Annotated in this window: 9 protein-coding genes; 1 reads left to right on the top strand and 8 read right to left on the bottom strand. The window is 44.3% G+C overall.

Annotated elements, in window-relative coordinates; genetic code table 11:
- Positions 1-19 precede the first annotated feature (19 nt).
- The 6 genes from PGLA_RS17775 to PGLA_RS17750 all read right to left on the bottom strand — a co-directional run bounded on the left by PGLA_RS17775 (position 20) and on the right by PGLA_RS17750 (position 13,835).
- Positions 20-5,188, bottom strand: a complete 5,169-nt coding sequence (locus PGLA_RS17775; RefSeq protein WP_068535426.1) for a DUF2341 domain-containing protein — start codon at positions 5,186-5,188, stop codon at positions 20-22.
- Complete coding sequence (locus tag PGLA_RS17770; RefSeq protein ID WP_068535424.1) at positions 5,188-9,405, bottom strand: LamG-like jellyroll fold domain-containing protein; 4,218 nt, start codon at positions 9,403-9,405, stop codon at positions 5,188-5,190. Before PGLA_RS17770 ends, PGLA_RS17775 begins: the two co-directional genes overlap by 1 nt.
- Complete coding sequence (locus PGLA_RS17765; RefSeq protein WP_145939593.1) at positions 9,398-11,167, bottom strand: putative 2-aminoethylphosphonate ABC transporter permease subunit; 1,770 nt, start codon at positions 11,165-11,167, stop codon at positions 9,398-9,400. Before PGLA_RS17765 ends, PGLA_RS17770 begins: the two co-directional genes overlap by 8 nt.
- 39 nt (positions 11,168-11,206) lie before the next feature.
- The gene (locus PGLA_RS17760) at positions 11,207-12,202 is read right to left on the bottom strand and encodes an ABC transporter ATP-binding protein (RefSeq protein ID WP_068535422.1); all 996 of its coding nucleotides are present in this window, start codon (positions 12,200-12,202) and stop codon (positions 11,207-11,209) included.
- A 46-nt stretch (positions 12,203-12,248) separates the two neighbouring features.
- Positions 12,249-13,343 (bottom strand): putative 2-aminoethylphosphonate ABC transporter substrate-binding protein, encoded by a 1,095-nt coding sequence (locus tag PGLA_RS17755; RefSeq protein ID WP_068535420.1) that lies wholly within the window; start codon positions 13,341-13,343, stop codon positions 12,249-12,251.
- A gap of 267 nt (positions 13,344-13,610) precedes the next feature.
- Positions 13,611-13,835, bottom strand: a complete 225-nt coding sequence (locus PGLA_RS17750; RefSeq protein ID WP_068535418.1) for a hypothetical protein — start codon at positions 13,833-13,835, stop codon at positions 13,611-13,613.
- Between the two features lie 164 nt (positions 13,836-13,999).
- Here PGLA_RS17750 and PGLA_RS26990 point away from each other — a divergent pair, with 164 nt between their 5' ends.
- Positions 14,000-14,182 (top strand): hypothetical protein, encoded by a 183-nt coding sequence (locus PGLA_RS26990; RefSeq protein WP_084411215.1) that lies wholly within the window; start codon positions 14,000-14,002, stop codon positions 14,180-14,182.
- Positions 14,183-14,220: 38 nt separating this feature from the next.
- On the opposite strand, the gene PGLA_RS17745 is transcribed toward PGLA_RS26990, so the two are convergent.
- Together PGLA_RS17745 and PGLA_RS17740 are read right to left on the bottom strand one after the other, a co-directional pair.
- A complete protein-coding gene (locus PGLA_RS17745; protein WP_068535416.1) occupies positions 14,221-15,030 on the bottom strand; it encodes a serine/threonine protein kinase in 810 nt (269 codons plus the stop codon).
- 325 nt (positions 15,031-15,355) lie between these two features.
- Positions 15,356-16,549, bottom strand: coding sequence for an alpha-D-ribose 1-methylphosphonate 5-triphosphate diphosphatase (locus PGLA_RS17740; protein ID WP_068535414.1), 1,194 nt, complete (start codon positions 16,547-16,549; stop codon positions 15,356-15,358).
- Positions 16,550-16,556: the final 7 nt, after the last annotated feature.

Below are 16,556 nucleotides of genomic sequence, written 5' to 3'. Positions count from 1 at the left end.
AACTAAGTATATCTGGTTACTACAAAGATTCAAGTAGGTTATGGATCGCTTGAGCGGCTTCCGCTCGGGTAACTAAACCTTTCGGAGCGAAATTCCCGTTTGCTTGTCCCTTCAGCAAGTGAAGCGTGGTTGCCTGATCTACTGAAGCTTGCGCCCAAGCGCTTATCGATTTGCTATCCTTATACTTTGTTGTGCCTAGCACAGAACTTTCCGTATGGGTTAGCTTCCAAGTACGCACAAGCATCACCGCAAATTGTTCCCGTGTGACGTTTCCATCCGGCATGAATGTATCCTTGTTGACCCCTTGTACTAACCCGGCTTTAGCTGCTACAGCAAGGTCCTTGTTGTACCACATCCCTTTTTTTACATCCGTAAACGAAGGTTGGGCACTACCCGATAATCCCGAAGCGCGAGCAAGAAGAGCGGCGGTCTCCGCACGTGTCATTGTTGCATTTGGTTTGAACTGGAGCGGACTTTCGCTAAATACAGACCCTTCAATGAAATCTCGGAATAAGTCTCGCGCCGTTAGATCGACAACAGCAGTCTCCGCCCAGTGCTTCTTGAGATCGGCGTATTTGGCTTCATACTCCAAGATCATATATTGACCGTTGCCCATAATCTTATAGGATCCTTGTTTGTCTTTAAAAGTAGTATCAAAATCCGTCAGTTTCATATTGCTCTCGTCAAAAATGTTATAAAGTCCTATACGTTTCCCATTCATATTTTCTTTAACGGGTGCAGTCATTTGGATCTTACGATCTTGTACGGTTTGATTCGAGCCTTCAGAAGATGCCCAGAGAATGCTAACCATAGGTGACATTAAACGAATAGCTGCTGCACCTTGCGATTTCAATGATGCATCCAAATCATCGGTAATCGGATGATAGGATATTGATAATTGCGCCTTCGCTTTTTGTTCCTTGGTCATTCCCTTTCCGGCTTCTTCAAGCTCAGATCGCGCAACTTGAACCGTTCCCCAGGGAAACAAAACATCAATTTGCTCTGCACTTATGTCAGCTAACGAATAAGGGATCTGAACCTCTGTCTTAGAATCGATAATCGTAACACTCATTGATGTCAGGATACTGCCTGGTTTGAGATCCTCACGTTTAACAACTTGAATCGATTCTTGATTCTGGTTAGGTTGGACAGGTACATTAGGCGTCACAATACCGCCCGAATTGCTGTTGCCACCGTTTCCGCTATTTGAACCATTACCTTCTCTGCTGATGACTTCAATATCAAACGATGCCGTTAAGGTTCCGAAATATGCGGTAATGCTCGCTTTTCCTTTGCCTAACGCTTTAACCACTCCGGTTGCGTCGACAGTTACCACCGCTGCGTTACTGCTGCTATACTGAACATCTTCGGTAACCATTCGTTGACTTCCGTCACTGTATAGTGCGGACAACTTCAATTGCGTTCCTTCGTTTACATTCAGTTTATTGGCACCATAAATTTGTAGGGATTGAAGAACTGGCTTCGGCTCCTCCGTTACATCAGACGTTACCATCAACTGAACTGTGCTCTGGAATACACCATAAGTTGCGGAGACTACGGTGGACCCCGCTTTCAGCGCTGTTAGCACACCAGATCCCACATCAACAGAAACAACGGTAGGATCTGCCGATAACAATGTTATTCCATCAACTGCTGGAGTTCCGGGCCCCAATAACGTTTGTTCCGATTGATCCGTATATTGTGCTGTGACTACCGCTTGAAGCGTCTCGCCAACCTTCACATTGTTCAGGTTGCCCAAGCGAATGGACTGCATATCTGGTTGAGCAATCACATCCGATGTTACAAGTAGTTTATAGGATGCGGATAAACGCCCTGAACTCACGGTAATTAAAGTTTCTCCATCTTGTTTGGCAGTTACAACGCCAGCAGCATCAACCTCCGCGATCTCCTGTTGACTGCTTGTAAACACCATATTCGGTGCACCTACTGTTAAGCTTCCATCCGAATATACGGCTTCCACGACCGAATGCAACTGCTCGCCCACACTCATAGGAGCAAGCCCTTTAAGACGAAGTGATTCAATAACCGGTGCTTGAATTGTAAAGCTGCGTTCTTCCGATTTCGTTGTATTAACGGAATCCGAAGCTTGCGCATACCAGGTATAGGGTTGTCCAGCTTGTCTGTTATTCCAAATAAACTCCGCTCTCCCATCAACCGCCGATACCTTGCCAAGCGAGTTGATTTGGCTTCCCTGAACTCCTATATAATCTGTAGCTAACTCGATATCCCCTTGACGTGGGTTTAATGGGATCGTATACGCTTCGAACTTAGACTGAAAGTACCCCGTGTTCTCATTGGTCACTGCCGAATATGGAACCATATATAACTCTTGATCCTTCATATTGAAATACATCATTCGGAATGAAGCTGCACCCCCGAGCGGTACATCCTGATAATCGTGTAAATTTTCATAGACGACTTTTCCACCGATGCGCTTCACATTGTATATGGCCGCCTGATGATGTCCGCAAAGCACCATGAACACATTGCTATTGGGAGCTACCACTTTATTCATCAAATCCACGGCATCAACAGCATCATCGGTTCCATAGTTACCAGAATCATAATAGAGATATTCATGGACAGCCAAGATCGCCTTTCTATCTTTATATTGCTGTAAAATTCCGTTGGCCCAATCCATATCCGACTGGTTGTAACCCCAACCGAGATACATCATGATGAAGTCGGTTCCGTTCGCCGAGATTAAGTCATAATGATTTTTGTTATTGTTCGTATTTCCTGCATAGTAAGGCTTGTTCGCAAATCTCGATTGACCGAAATAAGTATAGTAGTAGGCATTAACATCATGATTTCCTTGAATGACGCCATAGGGCACATTAGCATCATCAAGTATTTTCATACTGCGGTCTGCATTGATCCATTGAAATTGTGCTGTTGCCGTATTAACGATGTCCCCGGTGTGGGCCACATATTTAATACCTAGCTCATCTTTATGATCCGCTATCCATTGCGTTTCTTTGTCGAAAATTTGTGGAAAAGATTCCGACTGATACTGCGTATCCGTCATCCATACGAATGAAAAATCATAGTCTGATCGATTCGGAATTTTCGCTGGCAAAGATATATCGCGCTGTGTCGAGGCAACATATAATTTAGCTACTTTGGTTATGCTGTTAATCATCGTTGCCGTATTTAGCGTTCCTGTTATCTTAAAATCCTTCTGATCGTCAGAACCATTTCCTGATCCGATTAACTCCCAGCGACTGCTGGTGTTGTTCCATGCGTACATCATCATCTTCTCGTTGGTGTGCCCTTTCCAAACGACTTCCCGCTTATTGATACCCTTCAGATCTTCCGATACGGTCAGGTCAAAACGCTGATAAGGATAGTTGCTCAAGGACCGGCTGTTGAAATACTCGTTATCCTCAGCGGCAATTTGATCGTAACCCGTTGAAGACAAAGGCGTCTCACTCGTAATGTTAGCGTTCGCTGGCGCCGTCATACTGTTCGTACGATCATACGCCACATCAGTGCCGATTTTGGATGAGAAATCCTTGGTTAATTTAATGTCTTTCTCATAAAATTCTACGTCTACCGGGTCACCCGTAGGGTCGTTAACCTGCACTTGCAGCGGAACAGCATTCGATTGCTGTGTGATTGTACCCGACGGTCCAGATGGTGTCACCATCGGGCTTAACGCCGAACCGTCAATGCTGAAGTTAACGGTCTTCTCTGTCGTCTCGTTGGTATCCGAAAGAGATACGGCCTTTACATTCAACTGTTGAACACCACTTTTGAGCCCAGTCAAATTAACCTGGATCAGACCTGATGCATCCGTGTCCGTCTCAACAGGCTGTCCTCCGTTTAATGTATACGTCACTTTAGAAGGCTTGTTGAGGATACCCGTAAAGCTTAATTCAGGAGAATAGTAGACCTCACCATCTTTCGGTTGCAACAAGGTCATAATTAATTCTGAATTTTGCGACTCTTTCGTTCCATAGAGGAGAAACGAATCCGTCATGCTCGCATACTCAGCTTGGATCCAGTCTGCACTTCTCGCTGTACGCGATACTCTGACTTCATCCACGCCACCATGGAATGCGCCACCCGTCATTCCTGCATCGGAGGCCTTTCCTATTGTCAAAGGTGCCGCCGCGCCTGAGGTATGAATAATAGCTCCTTCCCTTGTTGTAGAAGCTACCTCAACCCCGTCTCTGTATAACTTTAAGTTATTGCTTGCTTTTGTACTGTCATAGGTAAGAGATAAATAAGTCCAATTCGCATCGACCGTTCCTGCATCCATCTCTCCCGTGGATGCATATCCGTTCAAAGCAGGGTCAGCACTATTCGTATACACATTCGCCTTCCATTTCCCACCGTTTAACGTGATGGAGAAAGCTTCATTGGCATTGTCACCACTGCGTGCGCGGGCGATCACATAGTTGTTTTGCTTCAATTCATACTCATTGGCACGAACCCAACCACCGACGGTAATTTGTTTCTCTCCATCTCCGACATTCCCGTTCGTGGACCGAATTCCACCTCGATGGCTTTCGTAATATTTGCCAATCCGATTATATTTAGGGTCTTGTCCTTCCAAACTGTAAGAAGTACCACTTGCAGCCGCCCCTACGCTTTGTCTTAAGCCTATATTATTGTTTACAGTAGATTCCTGAAATTGCTTCACTGCAGATGGCTTCGTGTAATAATCTTCGATTCTCTCTCCGAAATGATAGACAAGTAAATAACTCGGATCCCACACTTGTGTCGCATTATTATGGACTGCTTTTGCGCTTCCTCCATAATACAACCACATGTGATCCGTGCTTGATTGGGCATCAATTTGGGGTACTTTAACCCAGACAATGCTTTCACCTTGCGCATCCCATTTCTCAACCTCATAGGGTAGTACTGTTAGCTGATCTTCATCGAAGAATTGTAGGTCAGTCGGTCCCGTCACGGCATAATCAATCTTGGATGTATCCAAGCGCACAGGAACCGAGAAATTAAGCAAGTTTTCATTGGATGCGATGTTGTCAAAAGATAGTTTCATTCTATAGTTGCGATTAGAATCCGCCCAGTCTGAGGCGTTCAATGAACTGCTTGCATAGGCCTTTGAACTTTGGACGTTTAATGTTAATTGACATACCATCAATAGAGCCATAAACATGCCTACATATTTTTTTGCTCGAGGAAAAGTTGTCATTACTCGGTCACACCTCCCAATGTATTCAACAAATTCACAATAACTTGAACGGACTCTGCACGAGTAGCTGAACGCTGTGGCTCAAACTTACCGTTGCTCGCTCCTTTTACGATGCCGATGGAAGACATCTGTTGAACCGCGGAGATAGACCAAGCAGACAATTTCGTTGCATCCGTATACTTAGGCATACTCACCGTTGCATCATTCCCCTTCAGAATGCTATAGGCCCGAGCAAGCAGAACCGTCATTTCTTCCCTTGAAATCGGTGCCTCTGGAGCGAAAATGTTGCTTTGTTGTCCATTTACCCAGCCTGCTTTTACCGCTGCCCCAACATAGGTTGCATACCATGCATCCTTAAAGACATCTGAGAAACTTTGCGATGCTTGCAACGGAATATTCAGAGATCTAACCAATAGAGCAACGAACTCCGCTCGCGTAATGCTACGGGTGGGTTCGAAATAATCCTCGCTCGTCCCTTCCGCAATATGCTTGGCAGTTAATGTTTGAATAGCATCTAAAGCCCAATGCATTCCATTGACGTCCTTGTAACTCTTCTCATAAGTCATCACGATATATTGTCCGTTTAGCGGTAAATCTGCTTCTATTCCAGTCGCTGTTACTTTGCCACCGATATACTTGATACTTCCGTTGTTCAGTATTTGATACACACCCAGCAATGATTTCTTAGCATCCAACTTATAAGAAAATATTGCGTGTACGGGGTCCGTAAACAGGACTGGGGTACTTTGCGAGCTTCCATCTTTCACGCTGACCGTGATGATGTGGGCATTAGATGCTACATTCATTTTCACGGAGTCAGGCATATTGGCTTGGCTCATCCATTGCTTCAATTCAACATCCGGAATATCAGTATTAGACCAAGAGAAGGTTAGCCCTTCGTTGGAGCCCTCTTTTACGGCAGCTTTGAATAGGCTTGAAGGCAAGTCTAATTGCATGCCATTACTCTGCAGCTTAAAGCTCTTATCGCCGAGGAGATTGCTGGCATTTACCGGGAACACCAACTCAGCTGTATCCGTTGATATAGGATATGGGTTCTTATTCTTTAGATCAGCCTCGGTGATGATGACTATCCTTTTGGATGAAGTCGGGTTTGTCACTCCAACACTCGAACCAGTTCCATTACTACTATTGTTACTATTGTTGCCACCGCTACCATTATTGTTATCACCGTTGTTACCATTGTTATCGTTGTTCGAAGAAGGTTCTATCGTCATTTCGTAATCACTTATCATGTCGTTATAAACCGTTGTAATCAACGTTTTCCCTGGGATTAATGCCGTAAAGGAACCCGGTTCATTGATCTTTAATAAGCTTTCGTTCGCAATCGACCAATTTGCTGCCTTCGTGATATCAACTACCGAATCGTTACTGTACAACGCTTCCGCTTTTAGGTTGAAGGAATCGCCTGTACGAATCGTATTTAACGTTCCTGTAATTCTCACAGAACGAAGCTTAGGTTGCTGCACGGTCACGCTGTACCCGACTTCGTACCCTTGATAAATCGCTGAAATATAGGCTGATCCTGCCTGTACTGCTTCGATTACACCAGTTACAGCATCAACTGATGCCACTGAAGGGTTATCACTCTCATATCGCACATCCTGCGTTATCGTTATTTCAGAATTGTCCGAGTAAACGGCGTTTAGAACGGTCGACCCCTTTTGACCTACGTACAAGGTCATAGGTCCCGTGAATTTCAATGATTTAATCTCAGATGCACCACTCACGACTTGAACCCTCAAATCTGCATTCATACCCAAAGACTCAGCATGAATGATCGCCTTACCTTCTTTTAGAGCAGTAAGTTTACCTTCAGGGGAAATGGTTGCAATACTTGGCTGATTCGAGCTGTAACCCCCCCCCGAAGTCAGCATCTCCGAGTCTCCATTATCATAGTTAACGTACAACCTGAGATCCGCTTGTTCACCTGTCCGGACCACGGAAGGACCTACGATCGTCAAGGATTGCGGAATTTTATTCTTTACCGTCATTGATACGTTCGCGCTAACCCCTTCAAAAGTCGCTTTCAGCACAGCTGACCCTGCCTGAAGAGGTGTGACCAAACCATTTTCCGTTATAGTAGCGATATTCGGCGTCAGACTCTTATAGCTTATTCCGCTCTCAGCAACCCTTTCCGTTCCATCAGTTGCAACAAGAATAATCTTGGCTTGCTCCGTTTTCCCCACAAACATTTCTTGCGGCATTTCCCACCGTAATGCTGAGATCGTAACAGGTGCTACGCCCGTCATTCGGTCATATAAGTCCTTAACACCGGCTGCCTCAAACACCTTGCTGTATAGGTGAACGAAACCAAGTTTCCCGTCCATGTAATTCTTCGCTCCGCTACCTGCTGCATTAGCACCGATGAGTAAATCAACTTTGCCTGCGCCCGCTACAACACCAGTAATGGGCTTACTACCCACAAGGACACCGTTTAAATATAGCTTTGCTGCCGCGCCGTCGTAAGTTGCCGTCGCATAATATACTTGTTGCGTTGCAATTGTATTGTTGCTCTCTACGATCACATAGGATTCTTGCCCATTGATTTTACGAGTCAAAAACCAAGCTTCAAGTTTCTTCGTGATCGGATTAAATTCTAATGCGTAGTCAGAGTGATTTGTTTTTCCGATAAGGGTTTGATTTCGATAAAGATCATCAAGCATAAAGGAAGTCGCCAATGTTAAATAAATTGGGCTTAATGCCTCCTGATGAGGAATACGGGCATAAAAGGATCCATTCACATCCAGTACCCTTTTATTAAAAGCGGGATGAAAGTACAAATTAGGATCTTGTGCAGTTATAACATCATTGTGCAGAATGCTCTTGTCTTCAATGACTGTCTGTTCAAAAGAAAGATCCAGCAAATCCGGTTTCATTCCCAGAGGAGCAACGATGTCAAATCCCGGCATCGTCAAGGTATTCGTTAACCTAACGGTCGCCCAGATGCCGGAAGCCGTTCCAGCTTCAACTTCCACCGTATGTGTGGTTCCGGGAGGAATCGCTTGAAGCGTGGTCTGATGTTCAGAAGAAGGAAGCGTGGATAATAAAGTACCGTCCAAATACACGCGATATTGGGTGATGACTTGTTCGTCGAAGGCTGCAGGCCATTCGATCTTAAGGCTCGTCAGACCTATCGGTGTTAACGTTAACGATTGGCTTGTCGGCCATAATGTGCCCGGTATGACATATTGAAAAGCAGGTCCATCGGTTGTCCAGTTTCCAGCAGCATCACCCGCTTCAATCTTGAAGGACCCCTTCTCTCCGGGGAGCATTTCACGAAAGCTATAACTGGTTGTGTTTCCTGCAACGGTCGATATCAGCGTTCCGTTTCGATAAACACGATATTGGGTTATCCCTTTATCGTCTGCTGCGGCAGTCCAGTTTAGAATATAGTTCGTCGGGTCTATTTGCACACCGGTCACTTGACTGCCTGTCCCCCATGTAGGAATTTGATGATCCGCCATTATGCCTGTTGTATCGTAATAACATTGCAGTTCGTCAGCTGTCAGTCCTTTATTAAACATTTTGGCATATCCGATTTTCCCTGTGAAATGGAGCTGTCCTGTTGTGGCTGACTGCGCATCTGTACCGATAGCTAATGGCACATTATTTGTTGAAACTGCACCTGTCCGCGCTTCAGATGCAACGACTTGACCATTAACATACAAAATATGTTGTGTTCCAGTGTATACAATTGCAGCATCATAAAATTTATTGGCTAAGATTGACGGGCTGGTCAATTTACGGTAAGCCCCACCGATATGATTCCAAGATTCAATTTTATTCGGGTTAACTTCTAACCCGTAACCCCCCGATTGCGTTTTACCGAATAAGCCTTTTTCACCCGTTAACGAGCTCGTGCTAAATTGTACGAGCATTGTAAACGGACCTGTAACATCCAAAGCGGCGGAATCGGGAATCATAATAAATTGGGCGTTGCCGTTTAAGCTCAGCACATTTTTGCCTAGCGCAGGCTCATAGACGAGTTGCGGATTTCCAAAGGCTGTACCGTCTACATTTCGAGGCGACTTATCATCTGTGATTGAATCGTTAAAGTCGAAATCGACCAGGTCAGCAACCGGCGCACTACATCCGCTTGCCGCTTGTGAAACCGGTGCAGGCCAAATCGCAAGCTGCATCGCAATCGTTAAGACCATGACAGAGGTTAAGACTTTTTTGACATTTCGATTAAACATGCGCATCCACTCCTACCGAGTCTTTTATGGAATTCAGGCTATTCGCCTTGATTCTCAACTTGTCGCTTCTCTTGGAACGATGTTTGTTGATAAGAGCAACCACTCCCTCATAGCCACCTTTCACACCCAGATTTAGCAGTAAGATCAACATTGACATTGCCGCTGCTTCAGCCACATCCCCGGCATCTTCCATATTGACGATGGCAACCGAAGCTGGTTTCAAGTCTGTGCCGTACAGAAATACCAGCGCCGATACGGTGACCATGGAGTTAACAAACAGATACACCATCATCCCCGTAATGGCAGGCATGCACATCGGAACAGTAATACGAAAGAACGTTCTGTAAAAGGAGACGTTCATTGAATCTGCTGCTTGTTCCATCTCTTTGTCTAGCTGCTTAAGTGCTGTCGTTGCCGACAGAAAGTTAACGGAGAAGAAATGGACAATATTAGCCAGCACCAGAATAGTCATCGTGTTATATATGAAGTGGAGCGGATTATTCGGTAGATTAAAGAAGAAGATGAAGGCCAAACCGATGACAATGCCGGGTAATGCCAGCGGAATCATAGCCAAGAAATAAAGTAGCTGCCGTAAAGGGGCAAACAATCTGATTTTCTCCGTCATATATGCAATAAAGAAGATGACTGCTGTGCCAATAATCGCTGTGTAGAATGACATGGTTACACTGTTAAAAAACGGACTTAGACCCGCGCCAGCAGCGTTGTAAAAACGATAATGATCGAATGTCAGTGTTAAGTTGTACGGCCATATTTTAACCATTGAAGCAAATCCAACTGCCGCAAATAGAAGCACAATACAACCAGAGATGAGAGAACAGTACAACGTAAGCCACAAGTCTCTCATCCGGCTTTTCTTAATCACATAGACGGTTGATTTCGCTGTAAATGTACCTTGTTGTTTTCTGGAAATGATGCGATCAACGATAAACGAGCAAATGGACGGTACAATAAGAATCATGCCCACTACCGCACCCATCGACATATTTTGTTGCCCAATCACTTGCTTAAAAATATCTGTCGCTAACACATTGTATTGACCTCCGACGACCTTTGGAGCTCCAAAGTCAGTAAAGCTGAGTGTAAAACATACAAAACAGGTACTAATGACACCGAATTTCACACTAGGTAGCGTGATGTGGAAGAACTGACTTATTTTCCCGACGCCCATTGTTTCCGCAGCTTCATACATACGGTAATCCGTCACGGCTAATGAAATCGATAAAATAAGAAAGGCTTGAGGAAAGGTGTAGATGACCTCGGAAATGATGATCCCTATTGATCCGTAGAGGTGAATGTCGAAAGAGAAGGGTAGCCAGCCAAAGAAGCCTGTCGTAAATAACCCCTGATTACCGAACAAATAGGTCAGTCCGATTCCGTGCATCATCGTCGGCGTAAATAAAGGGAGCATCGCAATATATCGAAATAATGGTTTGGCTGCAATTCCTGTCCTAGCCATCGCGTAGGCGAAAATAAAGGCCAACACGACAGAAATTGCCGTCGTCCACAACGAAATGTTCAACGTATTGATAATAGAATGCGATAATGAAGGGGTTTGAAAATAGGTGATGAAATTAGAAAAACCCAGTTCAAGGGTTTTACTGTCGATAAAGGCTTTACGAAACAATTGAAATAAAGGGAAACCGATGGATACGAACATCAGAATCGCCAACACAATGAGCCATACGACTTGATGGCGTTCGTTCACTCCGTAGGACTGCGTTTTTTTTCGACTGTGCATCATGAATGTCAACCTTTCGTATTGCAGTGAGTTGCTGAATCCTTATGTAAAGTGAATGAGACGACGTTCCGGCATTAACAAATGGACAACGGATTGTCGCGCAAGATTAAGGTGACTCGCGTCATGATCCAATACATCTACGGACACTTCTTTATCCACCCAAGCTTGGTTGGTAAGCTTCAAATAGACTCTGCTGTATATCCCACGGAATTCTACTTGTTGCACAATCGCAGGGACAGACCCCTCAACTTGTGACGGTTGTATTTGAATATATTCCGGCCTGATGGCCATTACTCGATCATCCTGAAGAGGAATTAGATTGACCGATCCGATAAAATCGGCGACAAAAGGGGACGCAGGAACTTGATACACATCGCGTGGCGAGCCGATCTGCTCGATTTCCGCATCATTCATGACTACAATTTGATCAGCCATCGTCAAGGCTTCTTCTTGGTCGTGCGTAACCATAATCGTCGTAATACCTAACTTTTCCTGCAATTCGCGCAGCTCCTTCCGAAGCTTATGACGAACTTTAGCATCCAGCGCGGAAAGCGGCTCATCTAGCAACAAAAAATCGGGAGATAATGCAATGGCTCTTGCCAATGCAACACGCTGCTGTTGTCCTCCCGACAGTTGAACCGGATAGCGATCCTTTAAATGAGTTAATCCGACAAGATCTAGCATTTCTTTTGTCTTTTCAGTAATTTCTGATTTCGACAGTTTACCTTTCAATGCAAAGGCGATGTTCTGCGACGCGCTCATGTTCGGAAATAAGGCATATGATTGAAATACCATGCCGACATTCCGTTCCCCCGCTGGTAGCGATGTAATATCGTTGCCATTGACAATAACGCACCCTTGATCGGGCTGTTCAAGACCGGCAATAATACGCATCAGCGTCGTTTTCCCGCAACCGCTAGGACCCAAGAGGCAGGTGAACTGCCCCTTGGAGACATCAACAGTAATATCATTTAGCGCGGTAAACGAGCCGAAGGTTTTCGTGACATGTTGTATAGATAGATAAGGTAATGATGTCATTTCAAAACTCCTCGTTGATCATAATCTACTCTTGAATAAGTGTGAATTACGACTTCGGTTCACTTTTCCCGTCATAACGCTTGGACCACTCTGCCAGAACCGCATCACGACTGTTTGCGGATTTAACCAAATCATAATTAATTAATTGTTCAAGCGGATTCTTTGTGTAGCCCTCAGGAATTAACGTACCTTCACCTTTAACAGCAATAATGGCATAGTTTTTGTTGTATTCTTTCATTGGCTCATCAGAAATTGCCCAATCCAAAAATTGTTTTGCTTCTTCTTTCATTTCAGGTTTCTTAATCAGACCGTTCGCTTCAACGTCCCAGCCAGAACCTTCGGACGGGAATACAACTTCAACTGGAGCCCCTTTTTTCTTCTCTGTAATTCCACGATATCCGAATGAAATTCCGATTACTGCTTCACCTGCAGCAGCCATTTTGGCTGGTTTGGAACCAGAGTGCGTATAGGCCTGGACATTCTCATGAAGCTTGTCCATAAATGCCCAACCTTTATCTTCACCCATCAATTGCAACCAACCCGCTACATCCAAGAATCCAGTACCTGAGGAAGCAGGGTTAGGCATTACGATCATGCCTTTATATTCAGACTTTGTCAGATCTTCATAAGATGTTGGGATAGGTAAATTCTTCTTTTCCAATTCAACCGTGTTCACAACAAGCGCTGTTTCCCATGCGTTAATCCCGACCCACTTTGGTGTTTCTGCGTTATCTCTGAATTTATCCTGAATGCGATCTAATCCTACTGGCGCATAAGGCTCAAGCAAACCTTCTTTATCTAAAGCAAGTAAGCTCGTTGCTGCCACTCCCCATACTGCATCTGCAACTGGGTTGTCTTTCTCAGCAAGCAGTTTAGCTGTAATAATTCCTGTTGAGTCACGAACAATATTGACCTTCGTTTCAGGGTGTTGTGTACTATACGATGTAAGATACGCTTGTATCTGATCATCTTCCAATGCCGTATACACCGTAATTTCTTTGTTATTCTTTGTTTCTACTGATTTCTTTTCTCCGCTATTTGTTGCCTTACCATTAAGCGCATCCTTCGAATTATTCGCACAACCTACAGTAATTGACATTGCCATCATAGATACTAATAGTAAACTAACCCATTTTTTCATTTCATTCTTCCTCTCATATGTACGTTTAATTGCTCTTTATCACTTTACCTCCCTTTTGTTAACGCTGTATTAAATAAGGGTTAAACTTTCTTCTTTTATGTTAATATTTCTTTGTATTTGTTGTTTTGCGGATTGATTAGCCCACTACTAGAAAAATGTAGTAGTTCTTTCTTGTGGAATAAGGAGATCGATAATCCCTTCCATTGTTATAGATGAAACAACAAAGCAGACTGCCTTATACAATATCGAGGCAGTCTGCTTTGTTAATCAATGCTTTTTTTTCCGTTCGTTTAGGTCGTTCCGAATCCCTTTAGTTTGATCCCCACGGGCAAATAGCTTTTTGTATAACTCGCCATAAAATGTTGAGGTATAGCCGGTATCCAGCAGAGCATGCATAACATGTTGCTTATAAACATCGGCTCCCCCCTTGGCATACTGATTGACGCCATGCCAGGTAATGTTATAGCCTTCCTCGATAATCTGTTTAACCATCTGATACGATGCTTCGTGCCTTTGTTGAATGAGAAGGTCACACAATTGTGTGATTAGCCGAATAGTTGCGCTAAGCTGTACTTAGCGTAACAAGTTCAGACGAGTGAATTGAAACCTCACGACTTATTATTCGTAGTAAAACAAAACCAAGGAGGAATGTATAAATGCTCAAGCGGTTACTTGAAAAAGTATTAGGGTCAGTCCAACATTCCAAGCAGCGAAATCATCGCTACAGCTCCAGTAGTCGTAAGCAACATTATAGTCGCCGGAGTTCGTCCGACCACGGTCATGGACGTAACAATCAAGGTCGTGGCTACTATAAGAATAGATCTAGAAGCTCTAGCTAACCTGAAGAAGCCGCATATCGCGGCTCTTTTTTATATACTCATTGATTCAACCAATGGTCCAAGTCCCGCACAAATTGTTGTGGATCTGTATAAGGAGGATCAATCTGGAGCAGCTTACGAAGCATATGTTTGGTCAGTGGTGATACGGTCAACTCGTCCTCCCATCCTGAATTTAATTCAACTTCAAAATTATCCGAATTATAACCAGAATACAGCATAAAGAGAATAAAGTGACCAATAGCATATAGATCGTTTGGAGTCTCAGCGATTTCCCTATGAGTTGTCTCCTCAGCTGATCCGAACTTGGCTCGAATCGGCTCCCCCAAATGAGAGGCCAAGCCGAAATCAATGAGGTGAATCTGATCTCCATCCAATATGACGTTCGGTAACCGGATGTCGAGATGAACCAATCCTTGTTCATGGACATAACTTAAAATCTCCATCAATCTGCGAACGAAACGAAGCGCCTCTTGTTCAGAGAACACTTCCCCTCGCTCGAAAATCAAATCTTCCAACGTCTGTCCTTTCACGTACTCGGTTACCATATACAACTGCTTCTTATATTCGAACGACGCTAAGCATCTCTGAATCGAAGGATGACTCAGCCGACCCAGGACGCCAATCTCCCGGTACAACAAATCTCGACCGACCTTTCCCTTACTAGGCTTAGCTTGCTTCAGAACAACCTCTTGCCCAGAATCTACATCCATGCATATGTATGTCAACCCGTAGCTACCAAGGCCAAGGAATTGTTGTATTCGGTATTTGTCGGTGATGACAGTACCCTCTCTTTTGGGATAGTCGATCCAAGCTTCGTATACCCCTTTTAAATACTCGATCACATCCATCGTGCCTCCTGAAATATTGAATTTTGTAGAGCCACTTAGAGTTTTTACCTTCATACCATTATTGTTTTTAAATTATATCATTTAATTGAATTTTTCTATTCGTTAGCTGAAGTTCTCTTTCATACTCTATTTTATTTAGAATATCTTATGATCCCAAATCGTTGCTCTAGATTCAATATACAAAAACGAAGTGGGTTAGGGACAAGTATCCCAAACCCACTTCGTATATAACGGTAGCTAATTTGAGCGCTCATCCTCTCAAAGCCTTCCCACCAGCTTCCGTAATGGCTTTCACCGCATCGAACATATCAATGTAGGTGATCGATCATTTCGCTCTCACCCCTTGGAAATAATAGCCGGATTGATAAACGAAATGTCCCCCAATCATCGTCTTGCGAGCTAACGGATAGCCGTACTTCATTTCCACTAGAACTAAATCGGCAACTTTTCCGACTTCAATGGAACCATAATCTTGATCAATCTGGAGTGCCCGTGCAGGATTCAGTGTAACCATGCGGACAGCATGAGCCAAGCCGGTGCCCGTCTCACCAATGATACTTACAGCCGGCAACAGAGAAGGCGGATGATAATCCGAACAAAGGATGTCTACCACACCAGCTTCAATCGCATCCATAGCGCGCAAGTTCCGATTATGTGAAGAGCATCTTACGATATTAGGAGCGCCTACACTTACATACATCCCGTAAGATTTAGCGGCTTTGGCAACTTCTAAGCTAACCGGAAATTCACTAATTAGGATCCCTAATTCTCGCATAAGCTTAACTTTCTCTAATGTATCGTCATCATGTGAAGCCAGTTGTACCTGCTTCGTATGGGCTAATTGAATCAATTCTCTGATCTGTCCCCAATCCACCTGCTGTTGGTATTCGATCAATTCATCGACGGTAGCTCCCGCTTCCTCTAAGCTCATATGTTCCGTACTCATAAGGTAATCGCGTAATGATTCTTTCGTTTTATACTGACCCGGCCCAGGTGTATGATCCATTAAAGACAGTAGATCGATCTGGCCTTGCTCAAGCATTTCCCGTACCATAGAAATCCCTTCAATATTCGTAATTTCATAACGAAGGTGCACGCGATGTCTCAACATCGAGGGTTCCTCACGTCTACGCGCTGTATACGCAATGATGTCGGCAACGACCGCATCATTACGTACAGATGTCCCATCCGAAGAACTGATAGAATGATATAGCGTGGTAATGCCCACACCAGCCATCTTCTTCTCCAGCTCATACATCGCCATCTCCAGTGGGAATACGGAGTTCGGACGAGGCTGGATCTCTTTCTCAATCGCATCGCTATGCGTCTCAATGATACCCGGCATTAGATGAAGTCCAGATGCATCGATCACTTGAACTTCAGCCGTTAATCTAGCCCTTGTCACATCACCTCTTAGGATAGCCGCAATCTTACCCTCCTGAATGTGCACATGTCCCTCTATAACTTCATCCGGCAAAATAATACGAGCATTCGTTATCAACAACTCACGGGCTCTCATCACATGT

The sequence above is a fragment of the Paenibacillus glacialis genome (genome assembly GCF_001637205.1).
Taxonomy (GTDB): Bacteria; Bacillota; Bacilli; order Paenibacillales; family Paenibacillaceae; genus Paenibacillus_AQ; species Paenibacillus_AQ glacialis.
The sequence above is the reverse complement of the archived record's forward strand: the minus strand, read 5'-3'. Positions and strand labels throughout refer to the sequence as shown.